Source organism: Flavobacterium sp. W21_SRS_FM3, assembly GCF_052113625.1.
Taxonomy (GTDB): domain Bacteria; phylum Bacteroidota; class Bacteroidia; order Flavobacteriales; family Flavobacteriaceae; genus Flavobacterium.
The window spans coordinates 64,828-87,991 of sequence record NZ_JBGQOD010000004.1; the positions used below are offsets into that span (position 1 = coordinate 64,828).

21 protein-coding genes and 1 tRNA gene are annotated in these 23,164 nt (G+C 35.5%); 10 read left to right on the forward strand and 12 right to left on the reverse strand.

The window, feature by feature from the left end:
- Positions 1-111 precede the first annotated feature (111 nt).
- Positions 112-184 (reverse strand) — tRNA-Met (locus ACEN2K_RS08240).
- Positions 185-302: 118 nt separating this feature from the next.
- Between ACEN2K_RS08240 and era the strand changes: the two genes are divergently transcribed.
- The 3 genes from era (at position 303) to ACEN2K_RS08255 (ending at position 5,670) form a co-directional block, all read left to right on the forward strand.
- Positions 303-1,184: a GTPase Era gene (gene era, locus ACEN2K_RS08245; RefSeq protein WP_441758856.1), complete on the forward strand. Its 882-nt coding sequence runs from the start codon at positions 303-305 to the stop codon at positions 1,182-1,184.
- A gap of 310 nt (positions 1,185-1,494) precedes the next feature.
- The gene (gene der / locus ACEN2K_RS08250; protein ID WP_441758857.1) at positions 1,495-2,802 is read left to right on the forward strand and encodes a ribosome biogenesis GTPase Der; all 1,308 of its coding nucleotides are present in this window, start codon (positions 1,495-1,497) and stop codon (positions 2,800-2,802) included.
- Positions 2,803-2,892: 90 nt separating this feature from the next.
- A complete protein-coding gene (locus ACEN2K_RS08255; RefSeq protein WP_441758858.1) occupies positions 2,893-5,670 on the forward strand; it encodes an outer membrane beta-barrel protein in 2,778 nt (925 codons plus the stop codon).
- A gap of 195 nt (positions 5,671-5,865) precedes the next feature.
- On the opposite strand, the gene ACEN2K_RS08260 is transcribed toward ACEN2K_RS08255, so the two are convergent.
- The 5 genes from ACEN2K_RS08260 to ACEN2K_RS08280 all read right to left on the reverse strand — a co-directional run bounded on the left by ACEN2K_RS08260 (position 5,866) and on the right by ACEN2K_RS08280 (position 9,220).
- Positions 5,866-6,678: a TPM domain-containing protein gene (locus ACEN2K_RS08260; RefSeq protein WP_441758859.1), complete on the reverse strand. Its 813-nt coding sequence runs from the start codon at positions 6,676-6,678 to the stop codon at positions 5,866-5,868.
- A gap of 1 nt (position 6,679) precedes the next feature.
- Complete coding sequence (locus ACEN2K_RS08265; protein WP_441758860.1) at positions 6,680-7,117, reverse strand: TPM domain-containing protein; 438 nt, start codon at positions 7,115-7,117, stop codon at positions 6,680-6,682.
- Between the two features lie 86 nt (positions 7,118-7,203).
- A complete protein-coding gene (locus tag ACEN2K_RS08270) occupies positions 7,204-7,791 on the reverse strand; it encodes a LemA family protein (protein ID WP_441758861.1) in 588 nt (195 codons plus the stop codon).
- Positions 7,792-7,803: 12 nt separating this feature from the next.
- Positions 7,804-8,136: a MerR family transcriptional regulator gene (locus tag ACEN2K_RS08275; protein WP_441758862.1), complete on the reverse strand. Its 333-nt coding sequence runs from the start codon at positions 8,134-8,136 to the stop codon at positions 7,804-7,806.
- 106 nt (positions 8,137-8,242) lie between these two features.
- Positions 8,243-9,220: a M23 family metallopeptidase gene (locus ACEN2K_RS08280; RefSeq protein ID WP_441758863.1), complete on the reverse strand. Its 978-nt coding sequence runs from the start codon at positions 9,218-9,220 to the stop codon at positions 8,243-8,245.
- Positions 9,221-9,561: 341 nt separating this feature from the next.
- Between ACEN2K_RS08280 and alaS the strand changes: the two genes are divergently transcribed.
- The 5 genes from alaS (at position 9,562) to ACEN2K_RS08305 (ending at position 15,379) form a co-directional block, all read left to right on the forward strand.
- Entirely contained in the window at positions 9,562-12,198 is a 2,637-nt protein-coding gene (alaS, locus tag ACEN2K_RS08285; protein WP_441758864.1) for an alanine--tRNA ligase, read from the forward strand.
- A 34-nt stretch (positions 12,199-12,232) separates the two neighbouring features.
- Positions 12,233-12,715, forward strand: coding sequence for a hypothetical protein (locus ACEN2K_RS08290; RefSeq protein WP_441758865.1), 483 nt, complete (start codon positions 12,233-12,235; stop codon positions 12,713-12,715).
- A 286-nt stretch (positions 12,716-13,001) separates the two neighbouring features.
- A complete protein-coding gene (locus tag ACEN2K_RS08295; protein WP_441758866.1) occupies positions 13,002-13,781 on the forward strand; it encodes a hypothetical protein in 780 nt (259 codons plus the stop codon).
- Between the two features lie 18 nt (positions 13,782-13,799).
- Entirely contained in the window at positions 13,800-14,756 is a 957-nt protein-coding gene (locus ACEN2K_RS08300; RefSeq protein ID WP_441758867.1) for a GSCFA domain-containing protein, read from the forward strand.
- 2 nt (positions 14,757-14,758) lie between these two features.
- Entirely contained in the window at positions 14,759-15,379 is a 621-nt protein-coding gene (locus ACEN2K_RS08305) for a DUF4230 domain-containing protein (RefSeq protein ID WP_441758868.1), read from the forward strand.
- Between the two features lie 112 nt (positions 15,380-15,491).
- Here the strand turns inward: ACEN2K_RS08305 and ACEN2K_RS08310 are convergent, their stop codons facing one another.
- On the reverse strand, positions 15,492-17,249 hold the full coding sequence (locus tag ACEN2K_RS08310; RefSeq protein WP_441758869.1) for an aromatic amino acid hydroxylase: 1,758 nt from the start codon (positions 17,247-17,249) through the stop codon (positions 15,492-15,494).
- Between the two features lie 544 nt (positions 17,250-17,793).
- On the opposite strand from ACEN2K_RS08310, the gene ACEN2K_RS08315 reads away from it, so the two are divergent.
- Both ACEN2K_RS08315 and ACEN2K_RS08320 read left to right on the forward strand, forming a co-directional pair.
- The gene (locus ACEN2K_RS08315) at positions 17,794-18,042 is read left to right on the forward strand and encodes a hypothetical protein (RefSeq protein WP_441758870.1); all 249 of its coding nucleotides are present in this window, start codon (positions 17,794-17,796) and stop codon (positions 18,040-18,042) included.
- On the forward strand, positions 18,039-18,332 hold the full coding sequence (locus ACEN2K_RS08320; protein ID WP_441758871.1) for a type II toxin-antitoxin system RelE/ParE family toxin: 294 nt from the start codon (positions 18,039-18,041) through the stop codon (positions 18,330-18,332). The genes ACEN2K_RS08315 and ACEN2K_RS08320 overlap by 4 nt, the downstream gene beginning before the upstream one ends.
- Positions 18,333-18,388: 56 nt before the next feature.
- On the opposite strand, the gene ACEN2K_RS08325 is transcribed toward ACEN2K_RS08320, so the two are convergent.
- From ACEN2K_RS08325 to ACEN2K_RS08345, 5 genes are all read right to left on the reverse strand, one after another.
- Positions 18,389-19,519, reverse strand: a complete 1,131-nt coding sequence (locus ACEN2K_RS08325; protein WP_441758872.1) for an esterase-like activity of phytase family protein — start codon at positions 19,517-19,519, stop codon at positions 18,389-18,391.
- Positions 19,520-19,525: 6 nt separating this feature from the next.
- Complete coding sequence (locus ACEN2K_RS08330; protein WP_441758873.1) at positions 19,526-19,933, reverse strand: group III truncated hemoglobin; 408 nt, start codon at positions 19,931-19,933, stop codon at positions 19,526-19,528.
- A gap of 64 nt (positions 19,934-19,997) precedes the next feature.
- Positions 19,998-20,525, reverse strand: coding sequence for a DUF4136 domain-containing protein (locus ACEN2K_RS08335; RefSeq protein WP_441758874.1), 528 nt, complete (start codon positions 20,523-20,525; stop codon positions 19,998-20,000).
- A gap of 49 nt (positions 20,526-20,574) precedes the next feature.
- A complete protein-coding gene (locus tag ACEN2K_RS08340; RefSeq protein WP_441758875.1) occupies positions 20,575-22,557 on the reverse strand; it encodes a urocanate hydratase in 1,983 nt (660 codons plus the stop codon).
- A gap of 246 nt (positions 22,558-22,803) precedes the next feature.
- A complete protein-coding gene (locus ACEN2K_RS08345) occupies positions 22,804-22,980 on the reverse strand; it encodes a DUF5522 domain-containing protein (protein WP_441758876.1) in 177 nt (58 codons plus the stop codon).
- Between the last annotated feature and the right edge of the window lie 184 nt (positions 22,981-23,164).

Sequence of the window (23,164 nt, forward strand, 5' to 3'; positions counted from 1 at the left end):
AAAATTAACTTAGTAGCGGGAACAGGACTCGAACCTGTGTCCGCCGCGGCGGATATGAGCTCTAAGAGCTGTTTCATATTCTTTGTTGTAATCTCAATAAAATTAACTTAGTAGCGGGAACAGGACTCGAACCTGTGACCTTCGGGTTATGAGCCCGACGAGCTGCCTACTGCTCTATCCCGCGTTGTTTCGGGTGCAAAGATACAACCAATTTCTACATTTTACAACATAAATTTTAAAAAATGTTTTATTTTATCTATTGACTTGATATAACTACCTTTGCACAATAAATTGTATATTAAATGTCACATAAAGCAGGTTTTGTAAATATTATAGGGAATCCTAATGTTGGTAAGTCAACATTAATGAATGCCTTTGTTGGAGAAAGATTATCAATCATTACATCCAAAGCACAAACAACACGTCATAGAATTCTTGGAATTGTTAATGGAGAAGATTTTCAAATGATCTTGTCAGATACTCCTGGAATTATCAAACCAGCATACGAAATGCAGGAGTCTATGATGAACTTCGTAAAGTCAGCTTTTGAAGATGCTGATATTTTAGTATATATGGTTGAGATAGGGGAGCAGGACTTAAAAGACGAAGCTTTCTTTAATAAAATAATTCATTCAAAAATTCCTGTATTGTTATTGTTGAACAAAATCGACAATTCTAATCAAGAACAATTAGAGCAACAGGTCGCTTTTTGGACTGACAAAGTGCCTAATGCCGAAATTTATCCGATATCTGCTTTAAAAAACTTTAATGTTCCTGAGGTTTTCCAAAGAATTATTTCGCTTTTACCGGAATCGCCTGCTTATTATCCAAAAGATCAATTAACGGACAAGCCAGAGCGTTTCTTCGTTAACGAGACTATCCGTGAAAAAATCTTATTGAATTATAGTAAGGAAATTCCGTATGCAGTAGAAATCGTAACTGAAGAATTCTTTGAAGACGACAAAATCATCCGCATTCGTTCCCTGATTATGGTAGAGCGCGAAACTCAAAAAGGAATTATCATAGGTCATAAAGGGGCTGCTTTGAAAAAAGTAGGTACAGAAGCTCGTGAAGATTTAGAAAAGTTTTTTGGAAAACAAATTCACATTGAATTATATGTCAAAGTGAATAAAAACTGGAGAAGTAATGCCAATATGCTAAAACGTTTTGGTTACAATCAATAAGAATTTTTGGGCGTGTTCGCCGCGGCGAATCAGGCTATACGTTACAATCTTTTTAACTGGCCAAAATAAAGCCAGTTAAAAAGGATTTTCACTCCTATCCTTCACGCGGTATGGTGCACGCGAGAAGTTGTAGTATCGCAAATGCCTAGCCCTGATAGTAGCGGCATCTCCCGGTTCAATAAAACAAGGCTTTTTTGCCGTAGTTTTATGAAATGGGAATACAGCGAATAGCAGGAAATAGCTCCTAAAAACTTTAAAGCAAAAGCTTAAACAAAAAGCATACCTTTGCAAAATATTTCAAAATAGAATTATGAATAACATTGTTGCGATAGTAGGAAGACCTAATGTGGGGAAATCAACCCTTTTCAATAGGCTGATACAAAGAAGAGAAGCTATTGTAGATTCTGTTTCGGGAGTTACCCGTGATAGAAACTATGGTAAAAGCGAGTGGAACGGAAAAGAGTTTTCTGTAATTGATACAGGAGGATACATACGTGGTTCTGACGACGTTTTTGAAGGAGAAATCCGTAAACAAGTCGAACTAGCAATTGATGAGGCTGATGTTATCATTTTTGTTGTAGATGTTGAAGAAGGAATCACTCCTATGGATGACACTGTGGCTAAATTGTTGCGTAAAGTAACTAAACCAGTGCTTCTTGCTGTGAATAAAGTGGATAATGCTATGCGTGAAAAAGATGCAGTGGAGTTTTACAACCTAGGTTTAGGTGAGTATTATACATTTGCAAGTATTTCAGGTAGTGGAACTGGAGATTTACTAGACGCTTTAATTACTGCTTTCCCAGAGAAACCAGTTGTTGAAGAAGTTTCTGATTTGCCACGTTTTGCAGTTGTAGGACGTCCTAATGCTGGAAAATCAAGTTTTATCAATGCATTAATTGGTAAAGATCGTTATATAGTAACTGATATTGCGGGTACAACTCGTGATTCTATTGATACAAAATTTGACCGTTTTGGATTTGAATTTAACTTAGTAGATACTGCTGGTATTCGTCGTAAAGCGAAAGTAAAGGAAGATTTAGAATTTTACTCAGTAATGCGTTCTGTACGTGCGATTGAGCATGCTGATATTTGTATTCTAATTATTGATGCCACTCGTGGATTTGAAGGTCAGGATCAAAGTATCTTTTGGTTGGCTGAGAAAAACCGCAAAGGTGTGGTGATCTTAGTAAACAAATGGGATTTAGTCGAAAAAGAAACGATGTCTACCAGAGATTACGAAGAAAAAATCAGAAAAGAATTAATGCCATTTACTGATGTGCCTATTCTTTTTGTATCTGCATTAACAAAACAACGTTTGTTAAAAGCCTTAGAAGCTACGGTTAAAGTATATGAAAGTAGACAACAACGTATTGCTACTTCAAAATTCAATGAATACATGCTGAAAGTGATTGAAGCCTATCCGCCACCTGCAACTAAAGGTAAATATGTGAAAATTAAATATTGCATGCAATTGCCTACACCTACACCTCAGTTTGTGTTTTTTGCTAACATGCCACAATATGTAAAGGAACCTTACAAACGTTACCTTGAAAATAAAATCAGAGATAATTGGGACTTTTCTGGAGTGCCAATCGATATTTATATTAGAGAGAAATAGTTTGTTAAATTTTTTATAACAAATTATTTACCTTCACTGAAAATGACTTAATTAGCTGTTATTGTTTCATCAATAACAGCTAATTTTTTTATGAAAAAACTCTACTGCTTACTTTTCTTTATTTGTTTTTCTTCAATTGCTCAAAATAGTATTAAACTAAAGGGTAAATTAATAGATGGTAGTACTCAAACGCCTCTAGAAGCGGCCACAGTGTATTTGACTTCCGTGAAAGACTCCACAGTAATTGATTATACGATTACTGACAAAAATGGTTATTTTACCATGTCTACTAAACCCATTTCTAATCCAGTTTTTTTAAAGGTTTCCTATATGGGCTACCAAACCTTTAAAAAAGAAATAAAAAACCTACTTGAGGATACCGACTTTGGGACTTTAAAACTAGTAGAAAATGCTAATGTATTAGGCGAGGTTATTGTAAAAAGTGAAGCGCCGCCCATCAGAATTAAAAAAGACACCTTAGAATTTAATGCCTCTTCTTTTAAAGTACGTCCCGATTCTAATGTAGAAACTTTACTCAAGCAATTACCTGGAGTCGAAATTGATACTGACGGTAAAATAACCGTTAACGGTAAAGAAGTAAACCAGATTTTAGTAAATGGGAAACCCTTTTTTAATAAGGATGGTAAAATAGCGTTACAAAGTCTGCCTTCTGATATTATCAATAAAGTCCAAATATCAGACACCAAAACCAAAAAGGAAGAGTTAGCAGGACAGGCAGCAAGTTCAAATAATGCCAGTATCAATTTAACCATTGATGAGGATAAAAATAAAGGTTTCTTTGGAAAATTTACAGGCGGGTATGGTACTGATGAGCGGTATGAAAGTAGTGCTTTGATTAATTACTTTAAAAATAAAAGAAAAATTAGCGTTCTTGCATCTTCTAATAATATCAATTCTACTGGATTTTCTATGGATGAGGTGTTTGACAATATGGGAGGAGGTAGGAACTCTTCTTATTATTACAGTTCAGATGGATCTTTTGGAATAGGAAACATGCGATTTGGTGGTGGAAAGGGAATTACGCAGTCAAATATGGTTGGAGTTAATTATTCCGATGAATGGATTAAGAATTTAGACTCTAACGGTAGTTATTTTTTTACGAATGCCACTTCAGAGAACTTAAATAGAAGCAAGCAGTTGAATTTTTTACCTACAGGAAATTACACAACAGAATCTACAGCTAAAACCAAAGAAGATAGATTGGGACACAATATTAATTTTACATTTGAATATAAAATTGATTCGACAGCAACATTAGTTGTAGCTCCAAAATTTAATTTTTCGAATAGAAAATACTACAATGACTCTTTTGAATCATCTAAGGACGAGTCCAATCAATTATTAAATGAAAGTCAATCCAATACGTTTGATGATAGTGATAAAACAAACTTTAGCAACGAAATTAATTTCAATAAAAAATTAAAGAAAAAAGGACGATTTTTTAGCCTTGTTTTTGAAAATGATAATTCTAATGAGCAGGCTAATGCTACTGCAGTTTCCAATACTATCTTTTATAAAAGTGGAGAAGCTGCCGATGTTAGAAATCAGCAAAAAAATAATAATAATTTAGTCGATACCTACAAAGGGGAAATTGAATATACGGAACCCCTGACTGATTCAATAAAAGGAAGAATAGGGATGGATTATAAGTTGAAAAAATCATCTGATGACAGGAAGACATTTGACTTTAATGAAGCAACCGGTACGTACTCTGTAAGTAATGATTTGTTAACCAATCTCTATCAGTCTAGTGCGAAGACTTTAACACCTAAAGCAGGTTTCGGTATTGATAAGAAAAAATATAGTTTTAATTTGAATGCGGGACCATCGATAATTAATTTTGAAAATACAGCCTTGTATTTAGGAAATGAAACTAATTTGACTAAAAATTACGTTGTTCCATACGCTAATGCGCGACTGAACATTAAAATTAGCAAGTCGCAATCCATATGGTCAAGTTATGGTTATAATGTTGATTTGCCTTCTGCTAGCCAGTTACTGCCTATCAATAACTTAGCTGATCCATTGAATACTTATGTTGGTAACCCTAATTTAGGACTTAATAAGTACCACAACGTTTATTTTAATTATAGAAACTATGATTATGCTACGCGTTCTGGTTACAGTGTTTATTTTGGAGGGAATGTATATGACAATCAAATAGTATCGTCGACAACTTTTGATGCTAATCGAAAGAGAACAATCAGTTTTGAAGATGTTTCAGGTACTTATACTTCTTGGATGGGAGCTAACTGGAACAAATCTATCAAGAAAGACGGTAGTACTTATAAATTTGGAGTAAGTATGTTTACTAATTTGTCATTAATGAAAGGAATTACTAATGGAGCCCTTTTTGATGCTAAATCTGTTCAATTAGGGCCCCGTGTAAACTTTACTTATGAGTATGGCGAGTTGTTAACTATTAATCCAACATATAGTTTGACCTACAATGAAACAAATTACACTAATTATTTAGTGAACTCCGCTTCAAATGTTGTGCATAAGTTCAACATTCAAACCACTAACTACTGGCCTAAAAATTGGGTGTTTGGAAATGACTTTGGCTATACCTACAATTCAAATATAGCAGATGGTTTCAAGAAAGATTTTTATTTATGGAATAGTAGTTTAGCTTATAGTTTCTATGATAAAAAAATAACAGCAAAAGTTAAAGTTTATGATCTTTTAAATCAAAATCAGAGTGCTACTAGAACAATAAACCCTACAACTATACTTGATGAAGAAAACATTGTTTTAAAGCGTTACCTGATGTTTTCTTTGAGTTATAAAATCGAAAAATTTGCAGGCAAAGAAAAGCCTTCAAGAGGACGATTTATGATACATTAATTTGCTATTATAATTTAGAGTTAGTTTAGTTCATCAAGGGTACTTCCAACATGGACTGAAATTATAATTAATAAAAATGGTTGGCTTTAGATAGTAGCTATAGCGGTTGCTATTAGTATTATAAAGTCAAAAAGTAGTAATGAATAAGCATAAAAAAAGCTGCAATTAGCAGCTTTTTTTATGTTGTCTATTTTTTTACCAGCCTCCGCTAGAGCCTCCTCCAGAGAATCCACCACCGCCAAATCCGCCACCGAAGCCTCCGCCTCCGCCTCCAAATCCGCCTCCTGATGAACCACCACCAAAACCGCCTCCGCCACCGCGTCCTAGACTACTTAAAATAATAACATCGAGTAGATTTGGACCTCGGCCACCGCGATTACCAGAGTTACCACCGCCACCTTTGTTTTTTGAAATAAGAACTAGGATGATAATAATAATTATGATAAAAGGTAAAATCGGGAATTTATTATCTTGTACGGCCTTTTTACGTTCGCCTTTATATTTGCCTTTAAATACGTCAAATAGGGCATCTGTACCTTTGTCTAGTCCGTTGTAATAGCTACCCGCTTTGAATTCAGGGGTAATAATATTTCTAATAATCTCGCCACCAATTCCAGCAGTTAATCGGTCTTCCAATCCATAACCGGGGTTGATTGCGATTTTCCTTTCGTTCTTAGCGATTAAGATAATGACTCCATTATCGTCTTTTGCAGTTCCTCCAATTCCCCAAGTATGCCCCCATTTAGTGGCAAGTTGGCTTACATCTTCGTTTTGTAAACTTTCAATAGTAATTACTACAATTTGTGTAGTTGTTGTATCAGAATAGTGAATTAACTTATCTTCTAATTGTTTTTTTTCTGTAGCACTCAGTAGATTAGCATAATCATAAACTGAAGTCTGTACTTTGGGCAATTCGGGTATCGTATATTGCGCAAAACCTATCTGGGTAACAAAAAAACAAATAAGTAATTTTAAAAAGAGCGAGCTATTTAATTTAGTTTTAATCATATTATCCTTTTGAGATTTCGTTTGATAATTCATTCGTATCATCTTCGGACCAAGGAAAATGTTTCTTAAGTTCTTCACCTGCTTTTAAAATACCATCTATCAAACCTTGTTTGAAGTTACCATTTTTAAAGTGAGCGACCATGATGTCTTTAGTGCTATCCCAAAAATTATTTTCAACAATATCATTAATCCCTTGATCGCCACAAATGACAAAGGTTTTATCCTTTACAGCAACATAGATTAATACCCCATTTTTAAGTTGGGTCTCGTCCATTTTTAGTTCATTAAAAACTTCTAGCGCGCGATCAAAAGGGTCTAAATCTGTCGTTTTTTCGAGGTGTACTCTTATTTCTCCAGAGGTGTTTTTTTCGGCCACACGAATTGCTTCTACAATTTCTTGTTCTTCTTCAGGGGTTAAAAAATCTTCTACTTTTGACATTTTTTTATTTTTATACCCTAAGCTCTAAGTATTAACTTGTGAGCTTAGGGTTTGTTTTGTAAACTTATTTGCGGTAAACAGTCGTTTTAGAACTTCACTTCTACTGGCTTATCCGCTCCTTCAACAGCATTGAAATATGCTTTTTCTTTGAAACCAAACATACCTGCAAACATACTATTTGGGAATGTTTTGATATGCGTATTATATGGTTTTACAGCCTCGTTAAAACGTGTTCTAGCAGTTAAGATTTGATTTTCTGTACTCGCTAATTCATCTTGTAATTTCAAGAAGTTTTGGTTGGCTTTCAAATCAGGATATTGCTCAACAGTAACTAATAAACGTGATAACGAACTACTTACACCACTTTGCGCTTTGTTGAACTCAGCTAATTGTTCTGGTGTAATGTTCGCAGGGTCAACTGTTACTTGAGTCGCTTTGGCACGAGCCTCAATTACTGCAGTTAAAGTACTTTTTTCAAAGTCAGCAGCACCTTTTACGGTATTTACTAAATTACCTATAAGGTCATTACGACGTTGATAAGCCGTTTGCACATCTCCCCATGACTGTTCTACAGTTTGGTTTAAGGTTACAGCAGTATTGTTAATTCCTTTAACCCAGCTATAAATTCCTATTATTACAATAGCTACGATAATCCATGGCAAAAATCTTTTCATGTTTGTTTAATTTTAAAGTTGATTTTTAATGTTTGTTAATTGTGTTCTGATTGTTTCTAATTTTCGGATAATTTCAAATTTATCCAAAGTCTTTTTTTGACCTTCTTTTAAATGTGTTTTAGCGCCTTCTAGTGTAAAACCTCTTTCCTTTACTAAGTGATAAATTAATTGCAGGTTTTTAACGTCTTCTGGCGTAAACATTCTGTTCCCTTTTGCGTTTTTCTTTGGTTTTAGAATGTCAAATTCACTGTCCCAAAAACGAATCAATGAGGCATTCACATCAAATGCCTTAGCGATTTCGCCAATACTGTAATACCTTTTATCTTTAGAAAGTTCTATGTGCATTTTTAAATTTTGTTTCAGGTTTAAAGCTTTCAGGTTTTTTCCTGTACGATTTACAAACCGTTTTTATTTTTCTCTAATCAATCTCAAGCCTTCGATTTATAATCCCTTAATCCAGAGACTGATTTTCTTGGTTGGCTAGCTGCGAAATCGCAACGTATTCCACGGCCGAAATGTTTCCGTAATAAAAATTAAGTGGATTCACCACCTTTTTATCCTTATGTACTTCATAATGCAAGTGTGGTCCTTCTGATCTACCCGTACTTCCCACATAACCTATGATGTCACCTCGTTTGACTCTTTGTCCTGCTCGACAGTTGTATTTGCTTAAATGAGCATACAATGTCTCGTATCCATAACCATGCCTAATGACAACGTGATTTCCAAAGCCAGAGGCTTTATTGTCGGCTTGGGCAACAACGCCATCTCCTGTTGCGTATATGGGAGCGCCTGTATTTGCTGTAAAGTCCATTCCCTCATGCATCTTACGAGCTTTAGTAAAAGGATCCGTTCGATAACCAAAACCAGAAGCCATGCGTTTTAAATTTTCATTTCTGACAGGCTGAATGGCAGGAATGGCAGCCAATAGTTTGTTTTTTTCTTTTGCTAATTTTAAAATGTAATCTAACGATTTAGACTGTATGGCAAGCTCTTTAGAAAGTACGTCCATTCTTTTAGTGGTATTTAATACCAGCTGGGTGTTGTCATATCCTTCTAATGCAGCATAGCGATTTACTTCACCAAAACCTGATTTCCTTTCCTCTTCTGGAATGGGAGCGGTATTAAAATAGGTACGGTATAAATTATTATCACGATCTTCAATAGCTTCAATTACATTGTCAACCTGATCCATTTTTTTATTTAAAACCGCATAATTCAACTTTAAATTTTCAATTTCTCGAGCCTGCAGCAGGTCTTTTGGCGTTTCAAAGTACGGCGTGTTCAATAAAATGATAAAACAAAGAAATCCAAATAACGCCGAAGCCACTAAAAACAGGACTACAAAGCCAAATTTCCACCTCTTTTTAGTCTTTACTTTTCGATACGCTAGATTTTCAGAATCGTAATAATATTTTACTTTCGCCATATTTTAAAATACCCTATTTTTGCACATTGTAAAAGTGTTAGATGAACAAATTTAATAAATGTTTCATTTGTTGCATCCTTTTTTCAGGAATAAATAAAATAATGTGCCTTTTCCAGCTATTCGTTACAAGTTCTCGTTTAGCACTCTTTTTTTCTAATGCCTCCACAGGAGCTTCCGCTGGTCGCTCTGTAGCTGCAAGAAAAAATAGATTGCTAAATTTCGAAGCTTTACACTACTATCTGGGGCAAAAGGAATTAAAAGATTGAATGATTAAAAGATTGAAAAATTCAATTCTAAATGATCTTTAAATTTTTAAATCTTTAAATATTTAAATAAAAAAAATGAACTCAAAAGACGTACGTAAACAATTTCTAGATTTTTTTCAAAGTAAAGGGCACTTAATAGTTCCTTCTGCACCTATAGTTCTTAAAGATGATCCTACATTGATGTTCAACAACTCAGGTATGGCACAGTTTAAAGAATATTTTCTAGGGAACGCCACGCCAAAAAGCACTAGAATTGCCGATACTCAAAAATGTCTTCGTGTTTCAGGTAAACATAATGATCTAGAAGATGTAGGTTTTGATACGTACCATCATACGATGTTTGAAATGCTAGGAAACTGGTCTTTTGGAGATTATTTCAAGAAAGAAGCATTGCCATTTGCTTGGGAATTCTTAACCGAAGTTTTAAAATTAGACAAAGACCGTTTGTACGTTTCTGTATTTGAAGGAAACGAAGCAGAAAATGTGCCTTTTGACCAAGAAGCCTTTGATATCTGGAAACAATTTGTACCAGAAGATCGCATCATTCTAGGAAATAAAAAAGACAATTTCTGGGAAATGGGTGATCAAGGACCATGCGGACCGTGTTCTGAGATTCATATCGATTTGCGAACGGATGAAGAAAGAGCAGCAGTAACTGGAAGAAGTTTAGTGAATGCAGATCATCCACAAGTAGTAGAGATTTGGAACAACGTATTTATGGAATTCAACCGTAAAGCAGATGGTTCTTTAGAGAAATTACCAGCACAACACGTGGATACCGGAATGGGATTTGAGCGTTTGTGTATGGCTATTCAAAACGTAACATCAAATTACGATACCGATGTTTTTACGCCACTTATTGAGAAGGTCGAACAAATAACAGGATTAAAATACACTTCAAACGAAGTGAAAAATATAAGCGAAGAGCAAAACAAAATCAATATTGCTATTCGTGTAGTGGTCGATCACGTGCGTGCCGTAGCCTTCGCTATTGCTGATGGGCAATTGCCATCTAATACAGGAGCAGGATATGTGATACGTCGTATTTTACGTCGTGCTATTCGTTACGGATTCACCTTTTTAAATACTAATGAAGCGTTCATTTACCAGTTAGTAGCTGTTTTAGCAGACCAAATGGGTGAATTTTTCCCTGAAATCAAATCGCAACAAAACTTAGTAACTAATGTGATTCGGGAGGAAGAAACTTCATTCTTAAGAACTTTGGATCAAGGACTGCAATTATTAGAAAATGTAATTGCAGAGACAAAAGGAACTGAAGTTTCAGGAGCTAAGGCATTTGAACTGTATGATACTTTTGGTTTTCCAAAAGATTTAACCGCTTTGATTTTAAGAGAAAGAGGTTTAGCATTAGATGAAGCTGGTTTTGATGCGGCCATGCAAGAGCAAAAAGCACGTTCTCGTGCAGCATCTGAAGTGTCTACAGAAGACTGGTCAGTTTTAATTCCAGGAAATGTGGAGACTTTTGTAGGTTATGACAACACTACAGCTGATGTAAAAATTACACGTATTCGTAAAGTAGATTCTAAAAAAGACGGTGTTTTATACCAAATCGTTGTAGATAACAGTCCGTTTTATCCAGAAGGTGGAGGACAAGTAGGCGATAAAGGAACTTTGGTTTCAGCAAATGAGACGATCCAAATTATCGATACTAAGAAAGAAAATAACCTGATATTATTATTAGCAAAGCAATTACCTGAAAATGTAAACGCAAGTTTTGTAGCTAAGGTAAATACTGATTTAAGAGCAGCTTCTGCTAAAAATCACTCGGCTACGCACTTAATGCATTTGGCTTTGCGTACGATTTTAGGAACACACGTAGAACAAAAAGGATCATTAGTAACGCCAAATAATTTACGTTTTGACTTTTCGCATTTTGCTAAAGTGACCGATGAAGAATTAAAACAAGTCGAAGATTTTGTCAACGCAAGGATCCAAGAACAATTGCCATTAATTGAACGTAGAGACATTCCTTTTGCGCAAGCGGTAGAAGAAGGAGCGATGGCATTATTTGGTGAAAAATACGGAGATTCCGTTCGTGCGATTAAATTTGGAGACAGTATGGAATTATGTGGCGGAATCCATGTGAAAAACAGTGCTGAGATTTGGTCTTTCAAGATTGTTTCTGAAGGGGCTGTAGCTGCTGGAATTCGTCGTATTGAAGCCATTACTTCTGATGCAGTAAAGAATTATTTTGCTGCTCAAGAAAGTATGCTGGGCGAAATAAAGTCAGCTTTAAAAAACCCACAAGATTCCTTGAAAGCTGTTGTTTCTTTACAAGATGAAAATTCCAAATTGAAGAAACAATTGGAAGGCTTGTTAAAAGACAAAGCTAAAAATATGAAAGGCGACTTGGCTAAAGAAATACAAGAAATAAACGGTATTCAGTTTTTAGCAAAACAAGTAGACTTAAATCCAGAAGGTGCTAAAGATTTGGCTTACGAATTAGGAACTTTAGGAACCAATCTGTTTTTAGTTTTGGCTACAGCCGAAGAAGGAAAACCCATGTTGAGTTGTTATATCTCTAAAGAACTAGTGGCTGATAAAGGATTAAACGCAGGACAAGTGGTGCGCGAGTTAGGTAAATTCATCCAAGGAGGCGGAGGAGGACAGCCTTTCTTTGCAACTGCAGGTGGTAAAAAAGCGGAAGGGATTGCAGAGGCTTTGGAGAAAGCGGTTGAGTATATACAATAAATAACGATTATAGGTTTTAATAATTTATACAATTATGGAGTTAAAAGACGGCTTTTATATTTTAGGTATATTATCAACTTTTATAATAGGTTTGTTAAATTATTTGAACACAACAAAGAACAGAAGGAATTTTTTAAGAGAGCTTGTTTACAAGGAGCAATTTCGCATAATGGGTCAGTTGAATTCAGAGCTCCATCAATTAAATTTATATATTATTAAAGGTTTTAAAGAAGTAGAAGAGCTACAGAATATTAAATTAAAAATAATAGACATTGATAATTTAATTTATTCCAATAATTATTTATTGCCTTCTAAATTATTTGATGAATTAAAAGAGTTAATTTCAGTCTCTGAGGAATTTGTTCTTTTGGTAAAGCAAGAAGAAATTTCTACATTAGATAGTTGTCATGATAGGTTTTCTCAAAAGTATTGGGATGTAATTCAAAGTATTATAAAATGTTTAGGTATTTCTGAATTGTTTGTAGAAAACAATAATATTATTAAAAGAGTTCTTTAATAGCTAGTTAATATTTAAGCCAGTTTGAACCTAAATACTGGACAAGTAGTGCGCGAGTTAGGTAAATTCATCCAAGGAGGCGGAGGATGACAGCCTTTCTTTGCAACTGCAGGTGGTAAAAAAGTGGAAGGGATTGCTGAGGCTTTGGAGAGAGCAAAAGATTTTTTGAAGTAAGATTAAAATTTTTAGCGTCAATAGCACGCCTGTTCATTTTGTAGATTTGTTTTGAAAAGGAATTACAAAATAATTTAGATTCCTTTTAGTATTAAATTGAGATTGACATTCTATGAAAAAAAACAATTATATATATAGCCTCTTTGTACTGTTTTTACTCACGCTAGTTTCTTGTTCAGGAGAAAAGTCAAATAGTGAAAAACTAATAAAGAGACTTGTGGAAACAACTGAGGACGGGCAAAAAAGCAGTTCAACTTTCAGTTACGATGACAATAAAATCGTTAATATAGATGGAGTAGATTCAAAAACGAGCTATAGCTATACTGATGAGTTGATTACTAAAAAGGTAGTTTTTGACAATAAAAAGCAGCTTTCTATTACAACAGATTATTTGTATCAAAAGGGCAATTTAGTCAGTGCTAAGGAAGCTAATAGTGTTATAAAATATACTTACGCTGCAGATCATGTTGTCGAATACCAAAAGTTTACCAAAGCTGCTGATGGAAAAGAAATTAAAGAGTTTCATGGCAAATTAGTATTTAAAAATGGTAACTTAGTAGAAGAAGAACGCGTTTTAGATAATTCAGAAGCTGGGGTTATTGAAAAATATACGTACACTTTTGAGTATGATGATAAAATAAATCCGATGCAATCCGTAATGGGTTATGATAAATTACTAGATAGAGGTGCCGCTGTTTCAAAAAACAACAGTATGATAAGTACAAGATCTATCGTGAGAACTCAGGATAACCAGAGTACATCATCGGCTAATTTTTATTCTTATGCATACAAATACGATGAGGAGGGATATCCTATTGAAAACGTATCTGAAGCGATTATGCCTGCCAATGGAAAATCAGGTTATTTAAAGACGGAGTTCTTCTATATGTAAAAGATAATCCAGTACAATATGCAGTTTAGAACGCAAATACCTATTGCTGATAGTATCAAACCAATAAGTTACAATTCACAAATTGTATCGTTGGGTTCTTGTTTTGCAGTCAATATTGCTGAAAAATTGGAGTATTTTAAGTTTCAAAACTCTTGTAATCCATTCGGAATTTTATTTCATCCCTTGGCAATCGAAAAGCTAATCGATTTTGCGGTCTCTAAAAAAGAGTTTACCGCGGCTGATGTTTTTTTTCACAACGATCATTGGCATTCTTATGATGCCCATTCTGTTTTGAGCAATGAAAGTGCAGAGGAGTTAGTCAAGGAACTGAATTTGATTATCAATGCAACCTCTCAGCAGCTGCGTGATGCATCACATATAATAATCACTTATGGCACAGCCTGGGTTTATGAAAATATAGAAAGCAGTACAATTGTTGCTAATTGTCATAAAGTACCTCAAAAGCAATTTGATAAGCAAATACTTTCTGTTTCTGCTATCGAAAATAGTATTGACAGAACACTAAAATTAATCGAGAAATTGAATCCATCAGCGAGCGTAATATTCACCGTTTCGCCTGTTCGACATATTAAAGATGGTTATATCGAAAACCAGTTGAGTAAGTCTCATTTAATTTCGGCAATTCATAGTATTCTGAGTACCGTCGATTATCAACTGAATACAGAATATTTTCCAAGCTATGAGATTATGATGGACGAGCTGCGGGATTATCGTTTTTACAATAGTGATATGTTACATCCTACGCCCGTGGCTGTAGACTACATTTGGGAGCGCTTTAAGGATACTGTAATTGCAGATTCGGCATTAAGCACGCTGGACGCGGTTGCAAGCATTCAAAAGAGCCTACAACACAGACCATTTAATCCCAACAGCGTCAGTCATCAAAAATTTGTTCAAAACTTGAACAGTAAAATCAGCGAAATGGTCGCGCAATATTCATTCATGAAATTTTAAGTATGTTAAGAAGATTCTTTATATTTTTAGGTTTAATAGTCACTGTATTGCTTTTATTCAAGTTTTGTGAGTTCAAGAAAGAAGACGATGCCACGACTATAGATAGTGCTGGTTTAATACAACAACAAATTTTAAATGTAGGGAAGCTCATTGTAACCGAAGGGCATTTCTCTGAAGTGATTACCTATAAGAATAAGGAAAAATACCTGTTAGGAATGGTTTCTTTTGATAAAAAAGCTTTGGTTGTTGTCAATGCAGATGTTACCGTTGCTTATGACTTACACCAAATGAAATACGATATTGATGAGGCTAATAAAACAATCTCAATTGTCTTTATTCCAAAAGAAGAAATAAAAATCAATCCAGACATTAAATTCTATGATGTCGAACAAAGTAAACTGAATCCATTCACAGGTGATGATTACAACACCATCAACAAGTCAGTTAAAGCCAATTTAGCTAAGAAAATAGAAAAATCTACCTTGAAGAGCAATGCTCAGAATCGCCTGATAAGTGAATTGTCTAAGTTGTTGATTACCACTAGTAACCTTGGCTGGACTTTAAAGTATGAAGGTAAAGTCATAGAAAATGATAAAGAACTAGGGCAGCAAATTAAATTATAGCTACTCGATTAATGATAAAAAAGAACCGCAAATTTACTACGCTATTTAGTGAATTTGCGGTTTTTTTATGTGATAAGCGCATTCAAAACCAGTTATGAATTACTACTTTGTTTTATGCGTTGGCATTTTCGAAAATCAATTCCAGACCACCGGTAATCAAATGTGCAACTTCAGGTCTCTTTATTTTTTGCGCTTCAAGATGTGCCACTACTTTGTCTAGTAATTGTGACTCATTGCGATCTTTCAAAAGTTCAGCAATTTCCACCGAGAGCAACCAGTCTTTTGGATGGTTCTTTTGTACATTTTCAAAAATGTCGGATAAGGACGCATAAACATCTTTTGATTCTCGTATTATTCGAACAGTTTGATACAAAATCTCTAAGTCATCACGTTCAGCAGTATGTTGTGCTTTTATAGTCGTACTCGAAGGCATATGTGTAATCAAGTCAAAACTATTCACATCAGCAGGGCCAGAGAAAGCCGAAACTACTTTTTTACCCACAGCCATGTCGTACACACCCCATTCTGGCTGGAACAAAACCGTTCCGCCATGTGTCACTGTACAGTTTTTAAAACGAATCAAGATAATCTCACCTTGTAAGTTTCTAGAACCCGTTACAATTTCACCTTCGACAGTAATTCCGCCTTCAAATTCCAGTTTTACCGTTTTAGATTCTAATATATCGTAAGCATTTAAGTCCTTCGGACTCATGTCTTCAATAGCAAGATTGATGCCTTCTAGTTTTCCTATCGGACTACCAAAACCATCAGGATGTGTCAAAGTACCGTGACCCACCAACTCTTTTTCGCGAGAAGCAAGTGCCGTTTTTCCAGTAGTTTGTATATAAATAGGTTTGCCTTCGTGTGCAATCACATTGGTAAAAACACCTGAAATTTGTAAACCGGTACTTAATTCAATAGTTCCTAAAGCAGCAGAATTAGTCAATTTCTCAATTCCAGACAAACCACCTGTTCGTAACGCCATTTTATTAGCAAATTCTTCTAAAACTAAATTCAAATAAGCAAAAGTTGGTGTGACATACAATTGCGGTTGCAGCTTTGTGATGTCAAAACTTTGGTAAGCTGCTGAGATATCGTAGGGTATTTTCTTCACTTGATCCGTCATGCAATAGGCACTTTCACCAATGGAGGACAATAATCCTGCGCCATAAATCTTAGGGTTTTCAACGGTTCCTATCAAGCCATATTCCACGGTCCACCAGTGCAGGTTGCGTATTTGTGCCATTTCTGAAAGTTCGCCCATGTTATTTTGCAAGTCTTCCACCGCTTTTTCGGCAGCGTCAATTGTAGCTTGTGGTGTTCCTTCGGCTTCTTTCACAATCGATAAAAGTCGGATCGCCTCATACATCTCGTAATCCTTGCTAGACGAAATCGCCTTACAACCTATCTCACCAAAACGGCGTAAATATTCGGCATACTCTGGATTTGCAATAATCGGTGCATGGCCAGCGCCTTCATGAATAATATCAGGAGCAGGCGTGTATTCTATATGTTCCAGTTGACGAATATCTGATGCAATCACCAAAACGTTGTACGCTTGGAATTCCATAAAAGCATTAGGCGGAATAAATCCGTCCACGGCCACAGCGGCCCAACCTATTTCGGTCAAAATGCGGTTCATCCCGTACATACTCGGGATATTGTCAATCTCAATTCCAGTTTTCTTCAAGCCTTCCAAGTACGAGCTATGCGCAACTTGAGCAAGGTAATCCACGTTTTTGCGCATCACATAGCGCCATACCGCTTGATTGATAGGCGTATAATCGCTATAATCCTGAGGTTTAATAAATTGCTTTAAATGTTTGGGTAATCGGTCTAATAACGGATTACTTTCAATTGTTGCATTCATATCGAAAACGTTGTAGTTTAAGTTACAAAAGTACGAATTCTAGAAGCCATTTCCCGCTTTTCATTGCAAGTTTTTGTTTGCCCGTTTGTTTTTCCAAAGTTCCAGCAGGAGCTTCCTACGGTCGCTCTGCTATAACAGGAAAAACTAAAAAACGGCCTTCACAAAAAGCTTTGCATTTCACTCGGGGCTAGGGGAGTATAAGTTTAATTTGATATCTTATACTTGAAGATGATTTTGATTTAGCAAGTCATTGTGAAGAACGGAAAAATCACACGAACAAGAAAAATGGATTATGTAATCCATATTACAAACGCTACGATTGTACCTTTGACTAAGATAGGCACTCGTTGCAAACGAGCGCCAGTGGGAGTCCATGAAGTTTGTCATTCTGACGAAGGAAGAATCTCATGTATAATTAGGTGTTGTTTATAATAGATAGTAAACGTGTTAGCTATGAATTATTCTACAAAAAAAATAAACTATTTTACTGGCCAGAAATTAATTTACTGAATTACGTATCTTTACTTTATTAAATTAAGAAATTATGAATATTGAAGCTCATAAAAACCAGTTGATAAAAAAGTTAATTGAAGTTCAAGATGAAACACTTTTGGATAAAATAGAAGCTATTTTAAATAATGATCTTATTATTGGTCAAACTATTGATGGTGATTCTTTAACAAAGTCTCAATATATAGCGCATATTGAATCAATAAGTCAATCCGTTGCTGATGGTGCTGAAACCTATACTTCTGAGGAAGTTCGGGCTTCTATTCTATCTAAAAAGAAATGACTGTAGTGTGGTCTAAAGAAGCAAAAGATTCACTTTCTAAAATCTATTTTTATATATTGGAAGATAGTCCTCAAAATGCTGAAATGGTTTTGAATAAGATAATTACTTTAGTAGAATCTCTTTGTGATTCCCGTTTTGAATTTGCAATAGATCCAATCATAAACAAAGAAAAATTCCGTCATATTAGTATTTGGTCTTATAAGATTATTTATGAACGTAGACTAGATTCTATCTTAATTGTTGACATCTTTAACGGAAAACAAAATCCCATGCGGTTGAATAAATATTAAAAAAAAATCCGCAACTATACTGTTACGGATTTCGATATTTATAAATAAACACTTTTTTAATCTACTTCAAAAAGCAAAATCTGCGTTTTCTGTTTGTCTGAGAAATTATTATCCGAGACAAAAAGTAGGGATTGCTTGCCATTGGAGAGTTTAGGTCCAAAAGTAATCCCTTCGATATTATCAATAAAAATCCCTAAATCATCCATATTCAAGATGAGTTTTTTAGTGGCTAATTTAACTCCCTCATTTTGCAATGACGGAATGTCTTTTGCATTAGTAGCATTGGTAAAATCACATAAATAAACCTTAATGGTACATGCTTGTCTTCCCACAGAGTACGAACGCTCCACCACTAAAAGTTGGTTTTTATCATAATACTGAATCGTTGAGATGCCGTTTACGGCAAAACCAGTCTGTGGATTGGGTTCGTGTGCGATTGGATCTAGTAAATAACCAAATTGCGCGGTGTTTTTACGTGTTTTACTATCAAATTCAAAGATGCGAATCATACCGCCTTTGGTAGTCGTGGCTCCTTCACTATCTTCGTATAGCGGTTCTTCGATAGTAGTGTACAGCTTACTATAATCGCTGTTAAAGCTAATTCCTTCTAGAACACCATTGCTGCGAGGTCCCTTTTCCTCTTTTTGCATGTTGAGGTTGGCTGGCAAACTAAAGTCGTTTACAAAGCTGCCATGTAAGGCTGCGTTTTGCAATGACGGATTTTGGATCACCGCAAAATCCTTTGCGATCACACGAGCGCCTTCGCTACTCCATACTATTGATTTTGTTTTTGGATTGTAACGCAGTTCTTCTGGGTCAATAGATTCGGATGGTTTTGTCTCCCAATTGCTGTATTTTTTGCCAGCAGGATTTTTGAAAGCCACCACATCATTGAAAGCAATGTGGTGAATAGTATCAGTAGCTAATTGAATTTTGGCAGTATAGAAGCGAGCGTCATTATATACGGCTCTATCGTCACAAATCAAATAATACAAATCATTTTTACGATCGTAATCAATGCTGGATAGTCCGCCTACAACAGTATTTTTAAACTCTTGATTAAACGGAATTTCAATGGAATTGATGAACTTCAGCTTTGGATTAGGGTTAACTGTATCGGTACGTTTTAGGCTAGAACAAGAAACAACAGCAAGGGGTAGGAGGGCAAGAAATACGAATTTGCGCATGGCATTTTATTTTGAATTTAATAGATCTCCTTTTTGGTCGGCATCTCTAAAATAGTTGATTTTATAATTGAACATTTCGGCCATATTCTTCGCGCGCATTTTCGCTTCATCAGCAATGGCACCTATGAATAAAGAGTCTACTGTTGTTGTAAATATTTCCATCCAGCGATCAAAGTGCTCTTTGTTTACGGGTAAATGTTTGTGCGGAGGAAAAGGGCTGCCAGAGTAGGAGTGGACTTCTAGCAAAATGGTTTGCCAAAAGCCATACATTTTCTCCAAATGTTCTGGCCAGCGATTGCCTATTTTTTCATTAAATATAGGACCTATGAAATCATCCTTTTGTACTTTAGAGTAAAAGCTGTCTACTAATAATTTAATATCTTCTAGTGTGGTTATATCTGTTTTTGTTGTCATAATTAGGTATAAAAAAGCCTACACAAAGGTAGGCTATTTCTAAAATATACGGTTTAAGCTATTGTTATTTTGGCGGAAATTGCGCTAGAATTTTAGCAACAAATTCATTGATTTGTTTTTCTTTTTGGTCTCGGTTTTCTGTAAGATAACCTACACCTTCACCTTCCCAGATCAATTCTTTTTTCTTAGCATCAATGAGGTCAATGTATAAAGTGCCTTCGGTAGATGAGCTTACATAGTTACGGCCACCCCATAAATATGGGTTCCATCCGTATCCCCATCCATAACCCCAACCAGCATTAAACTGATTGACTTCTAGCTTTTCTCTTTCTTTAGTGAATATATTAATTAGTAAATCAGGATTTTCACTTTTAGTCATTCCTTTTTTACCTAGTTCGTTATCAATAGCGTGCAGAATTCTTTTTTTATCAAATTCAGATATTTGTACCTTATCTATCCCTTTTTTATGAAAAGCATATGTTTTGTACTGGCTGAAATCTACATTTTTGTCATAATCGGCATTCACTCTTATGGAACTACAAGAACCCAAGATGAAAAGGAAAAGTACGGGAAGAAGTTTAATTGCTTTCATGGTATAATTATTTGATTACTATGTGTTTATTAAAGGTACGTTCAAATTTTTAAAAATCCAATAAATCATCAGCAACAATATTAGGCAGCGTAACTTTTAGCAAAGGCTCATTTTCCATGGCTCTTTTAATTGCAAAAAATGCTCCTTCATTTCTAGCCCAACTTCTTCTTGAGATTCCGTTGTTCACATCCCAAAAAAGCATTGAGGCTAAGCGTCTTGAAGCCTCTTTAGAACCATCAAGAACCATACCAAATCCACCATTAATTACCTCGCCCCAACCAACACCACCACCATTGTGGATAGATACCCAAGTGGCGCCACGAAAACTATCTCCTATCACGTTTTGTATCGCCATATCAGCGGTGAATCTAGAACCATCATAAATATTTGATGTTTCTCTATAAGGAGAATCGGTTCCAGAAACATCATGATGGTCTCTACCTAAAACAACGGTTCCAATTTCGCCTTTGGCTATAGCTTGATTAAAGGCTTCGGCAATTTTAACACGTCCTTCGGCATCAGCATATAAAATTCTGGCCTGTGAACCTACCACAAGTTGATTTGCTTGAGCACCTTTAATCCATTTAATATTATCCTGCATTTGTTGCTGTATCTCGATAGGCGCTGTAGTAGCCATTTCTTCCAGAACGGCACAAGCGATGTCATCTGTTTTTTGTAAATCTTCTGAATTTCCAGAAGCACAAACCCATCTAAAAGGGCCAAAACCAAAATCAAAACACATCGGCCCCATAATGTCTTGCACATAACTCGGATACCTAAAATCAATATTATTTTCGGCCATGATATCAGCTCCTGCTCGGGAAGCTTCTAGTAAAAAAGCATTTCCGTAATCAAAGAAATAAGTTCCTTTGGCAGTGTGCTTATTGATCGCTGCGGTATGTTTGCGTAATGTTTCTTGTACTTTTTCCTTAAATAAATCTGGATTTTCAGCCATCATGGTATTTGCTTCTTCAAACGAAATACCAACAGGATAGTAACCACCCGCCCAAGGATTGTGTAGTGATGTTTGATCACTTCCTAAATCGATATGAATATTTTCTTGGTCAAATTTTCCCCATACGTCTACTACATTCCCGAGGTAGGCAATCGAGACCACTTCTTTATTGGCTTTCGCCAAAGTGACTCTGCTTACCAGTTGATCCAGATCTTCGATCACTTCGTTAATCCAACCTTGACTGTGACGTATGTGCGTGATTTTTGGGTTCACCTCTGCGCAAACCGTGATACAACCCGCAATATTACCCGCTTTGGGTTGGGCACCACTCATTCCGCCTAATCCTGAAGTTACGAATAATCCGCCTTCAGGAGATTTTTTTATTTTTCGAAAACCATTTAAAACGGTGATTGTTGTTCCATGTACAATTCCTTGCGGACCTATGTACATATAACTTCCAGCGGTCATTTGACCGTATTGCGATACGCCAAGGGCATTCATTTTTTCGTAATCATCCGGTTGTGAATAATTTGGTATAACCATTCCGTTAGTCACTACTACTCTGGGAGCTTCTTTATGAGAAGGAAATAAGCCCATAGGATGTCCAGAATACATGGTCAAGGTTTGGTCTTCGGTCATTTCAGACAAGTACTGCATCGTCAGTAAGTACTGGGCCCAGTTTTGAAAAACGGCTCCATTACCACCATAGGTAATTAACTCATGAGGATGTTGCGCTACGGCATAATCCAGATTGTTCTGAATCATTAACATAATCGCTTTGGCCTGTTCGCATTTTCCGGGATAGTCATTTATAGGACGCGCGCGCATTTCATAATCGGGACGTAAGCGGTACATATATATGCGTCCGTATGTTTCCAGTTCCGCTTTAAATTCTGGAATTAGTTCCTCATGATGTTTAGCATCAAAATAGCGAAGTGCATTGCGAAGCGCTAATTTTTTTTCTTCTGACGAAAGTATTTCTTTTCGCTTGGGTGCGTGGTTGATAGTTGCTTCAAACGGTTTTGGTTGAGGCAAAGTATTTGGAATTCCTTGTTGGATTTGTTCTTGGAAAGTCATTTTTTTAATTTAAAGATTGTACAATTTAATGGTTGAAAAGGTGATGCTTTATAAAAGTAGAATGCTCTAATTTTACAATGGCACAATTTCTATTAAAAAAAAAGTGACTATGGATAACGAATATCCGACCGATGATAGGATTTGAAGATGGTAATCCTATATTTTTGAGAGCAAATATCCATGTTTTTTTAGTGAGTTGATTGTATAAGTAACAAATTTCCCTAGTTAGTTGTTGATGCTTATTATTTACTTTTTCATTGTCCCTGTTTTTTTATCATAGCCATAAGGACAATGACGACAACCGCTTTTACAGCAATAGCCTCTTTTTAAATGGTGTTTTTCAGTGAAACATTTATAGCCTTCAGGAGTATAATAAAAATCTTCTCCTTCAATTAATTTATTTTGATTCTCTGACTCAAGCATTGTATTAGTGGTCTTTAAATAATTTAGCGGCAAATCCTTTAAACCTATGCAAAAAATTGAAGGATACTTTAAAAAAAGCCGATTTCTAATTACAAATTTATGCTTTTTATAATGATTGTGTCTTAAGCTTGATGATAATTTAATAGTAAAGCCGTGCTAGTTGTATATGAAGTTAGCATTGCTT

Excerpts from the sequence above, each read along its gene's own strand:
- era (WP_441758856.1), top strand. The coding sequence starts at position 303 with ATGTCACATAAAGCAGGTTTTGTAAATATTATAGGGAATCCTAATGTT.
- der (WP_441758857.1), top strand. The coding sequence starts at position 1,495 with ATGAATAACATTGTTGCGATAGTAGGAAGACCTAATGTGGGGAAATCA.
- ACEN2K_RS08255 (WP_441758858.1), top strand. The coding sequence starts at position 2,893 with ATGAAAAAACTCTACTGCTTACTTTTCTTTATTTGTTTTTCTTCAATT.
- ACEN2K_RS08260 (WP_441758859.1), bottom strand. The coding sequence starts at position 6,678 with ATGATTAAAACTAAATTAAATAGCTCGCTCTTTTTAAAATTACTTATT.
- ACEN2K_RS08265 (WP_441758860.1), bottom strand. The coding sequence starts at position 7,117 with ATGTCAAAAGTAGAAGATTTTTTAACCCCTGAAGAAGAACAAGAAATT.
- ACEN2K_RS08270 (WP_441758861.1), bottom strand. The coding sequence starts at position 7,791 with ATGAAAAGATTTTTGCCATGGATTATCGTAGCTATTGTAATAATAGGA.
- ACEN2K_RS08275 (WP_441758862.1), bottom strand. The coding sequence starts at position 8,136 with ATGCACATAGAACTTTCTAAAGATAAAAGGTATTACAGTATTGGCGAA.
- ACEN2K_RS08280 (WP_441758863.1), bottom strand. The coding sequence starts at position 9,220 with ATGGCGAAAGTAAAATATTATTACGATTCTGAAAATCTAGCGTATCGA.
- alaS (WP_441758864.1), top strand. The coding sequence starts at position 9,562 with ATGAACTCAAAAGACGTACGTAAACAATTTCTAGATTTTTTTCAAAGT.
- ACEN2K_RS08290 (WP_441758865.1), top strand. The coding sequence starts at position 12,233 with ATGGAGTTAAAAGACGGCTTTTATATTTTAGGTATATTATCAACTTTT.
- ACEN2K_RS08295 (WP_441758866.1), top strand. The coding sequence starts at position 13,002 with ATGAAAAAAAACAATTATATATATAGCCTCTTTGTACTGTTTTTACTC.
- ACEN2K_RS08300 (WP_441758867.1), top strand. The coding sequence starts at position 13,800 with ATGCAGTTTAGAACGCAAATACCTATTGCTGATAGTATCAAACCAATA.
- ACEN2K_RS08305 (WP_441758868.1), top strand. The coding sequence starts at position 14,759 with ATGTTAAGAAGATTCTTTATATTTTTAGGTTTAATAGTCACTGTATTG.
- ACEN2K_RS08310 (WP_441758869.1), bottom strand. The coding sequence starts at position 17,249 with ATGAATGCAACAATTGAAAGTAATCCGTTATTAGACCGATTACCCAAA.
- ACEN2K_RS08315 (WP_441758870.1), top strand. The coding sequence starts at position 17,794 with ATGAATATTGAAGCTCATAAAAACCAGTTGATAAAAAAGTTAATTGAA.
- ACEN2K_RS08320 (WP_441758871.1), top strand. The coding sequence starts at position 18,039 with ATGACTGTAGTGTGGTCTAAAGAAGCAAAAGATTCACTTTCTAAAATC.
- ACEN2K_RS08325 (WP_441758872.1), bottom strand. The coding sequence starts at position 19,519 with ATGCGCAAATTCGTATTTCTTGCCCTCCTACCCCTTGCTGTTGTTTCT.
- ACEN2K_RS08330 (WP_441758873.1), bottom strand. The coding sequence starts at position 19,933 with ATGACAACAAAAACAGATATAACCACACTAGAAGATATTAAATTATTA.
- ACEN2K_RS08335 (WP_441758874.1), bottom strand. The coding sequence starts at position 20,525 with ATGAAAGCAATTAAACTTCTTCCCGTACTTTTCCTTTTCATCTTGGGT.
- ACEN2K_RS08340 (WP_441758875.1), bottom strand. The coding sequence starts at position 22,557 with ATGACTTTCCAAGAACAAATCCAACAAGGAATTCCAAATACTTTGCCT.
- ACEN2K_RS08345 (WP_441758876.1), bottom strand. The coding sequence starts at position 22,980 with ATGCTTGAGTCAGAGAATCAAAATAAATTAATTGAAGGAGAAGATTTT.